General features: G+C 65.6%; 2 protein-coding genes. One reads left to right on the forward strand and one right to left on the reverse strand.

The window, feature by feature from the left end; all coding sequences use genetic code 11:
* On the forward strand, positions 1 to 1,110 hold a 1,110-nt coding region (locus GSQ76_RS14180; RefSeq protein ID WP_158744567.1), incomplete at its 5' end, for a 2-isopropylmalate synthase.
* On the opposite strand, the gene GSQ76_RS14185 is transcribed toward GSQ76_RS14180, so the two are convergent.
* On the reverse strand, positions 1,107 to 1,691 hold a 585-nt coding region (locus GSQ76_RS14185; RefSeq protein WP_158744568.1), incomplete at its 5' end, for an EAL domain-containing protein. The genes GSQ76_RS14180 and GSQ76_RS14185 overlap by 4 nt on opposite strands.

The raw sequence follows: 1,691 nt of genomic DNA on the forward strand, positions 1-1,691 counted from the left end.
ACCGAGCCGGATTTCCTGTGCCGTTGCGTCGAGGCCGCGATCAAAGCCGGCGCTACAACGATCAACGTGCCCGACACCGTCGGCTACTCCCTGCCGGAAGATATGACCCGTATCTTCACCATGTTGCGGGAACGGGTTCCTGGTGCGGATCAGGTGATCCTATCCACCCATAACCATAACGATCTGGGCCTAGCCGTCGCCAACACCATCGCCGCCATCCGCGCCGGCGCCCGGCAGGTGGAGTGCACCATCAATGGCATCGGCGAGCGCGCTGGCAACGCCGCGCTGGAAGAGGCTGTGATGGCGTTGCGCACCCGGCACGACGCGGTGCCATTCACGACCGGCATCAGGACCGAGGGCATCCTGAAGGTGTCCAAGATGCTGGCGACCATCACTGGGTTCGACGTGCAGCCCAACAAGGCCATCGTCGGCCGCAACGCGTTCGCGCATGAGAGCGGTATCCACCAGGACGGCGTGCTCAAGAACGCTGCGACCTACGAGATCATGACGCCCGAAAGCGTCGGCTGGACCAAGTCCAGCTTGGTGATGGGCAAACATTCCGGCCGCGCCGCCTTCCGCGACAAGCTAAAGACGCTGGGCTATGACGGCGTGGGCGAGAATCGGCTGAACGAGGCGTTCCGCCGCTTCAAAGACCTCGCCGACCGCAAAAAGATCGTTTACGACGAGGATCTTATCGCCCTGGTCGATGACGAGGTGGTGCGCGATCATGCCCGCGTCCGCTTTGTCTCGCTATCGGTGCAGGCGGGCTCGAACGGGCCGGCGAAGGCCGAGTTGGAACTCGAGGTGGACGGTATCACGAAGTCCGCCACCGCCACGGGGCTCGGCCCCGTCGATGCGACTTTCAATGCGGTGCAGGAGATCTTCCCGCACGAATGCACGCTACGGCTCTACTCCGTCGGTGCGGTGACCGAGGGATCGGACGCGCAGGCCCGCACCACCGTGCGATTGGAGGAAGGGGGCAAGATGGTCGACGGACAGGGTGCAGACACCGACACCATCGTCTCCGCCGCGCGCGCCTACGTTCACGCGCTGAACAAGCTGGTGGTGAAGCGCGTGCGGACCGAGCCGGCGGAGCAGCTTTCCGCCTAGCCCCAGCTCTCCTGCATCTCGCCCCGGCGCCGCGCCGGGGCGACGATCGCGGGAACGGGTAGGGGGCCCGGCCGGCCGAAGAACCAACCTTGGCCGTAATCTACGCCGATCGCCAGCAGCGCGTCCGCTTCTGCCTCCGTCTCGACGCGCTCCGCCACGACCGAGGCGCCGGCGGCGCGGGCGATCTCCACCATGCCGGTGATGAACGCCCGCTCGCGCCCGTCATTGACGATGCCTGCAATGTAGGAGCCATCCAGCTTCACGATATCCGCCGGCATCGCCCGGAGCACGCGAACATCGGCCGCGCCTGCGCCGAAATCGTCTAGGCAAAACGGGATGTCCATCTCGCGTAGCATCTGGGCCGTTTGCGCGGCTTCGGCGATATTCTCCAATTGAGCAGTCTCAGTCATCTCGACCGCCAGCTTCTTGGCCCGGCGGGCGGGGTGGGCGATCAACCGGGCAATCAGCCGGTCCCGGAAGGCCGGGTCCTGCATGGATTGCCCCGATAGGTTGAACGCGACCGGTACGGTGGATCGAACCGCAGCGTCGCAAGCCATGCCCGCGACCGCCAGGTCCAGCTC

The sequence above is a fragment of the Acidisphaera sp. L21 genome, assembly GCF_009765685.1.
In the GTDB taxonomy this organism is placed as follows: Bacteria; Pseudomonadota; Alphaproteobacteria; order Acetobacterales; family Acetobacteraceae; genus LMUY01.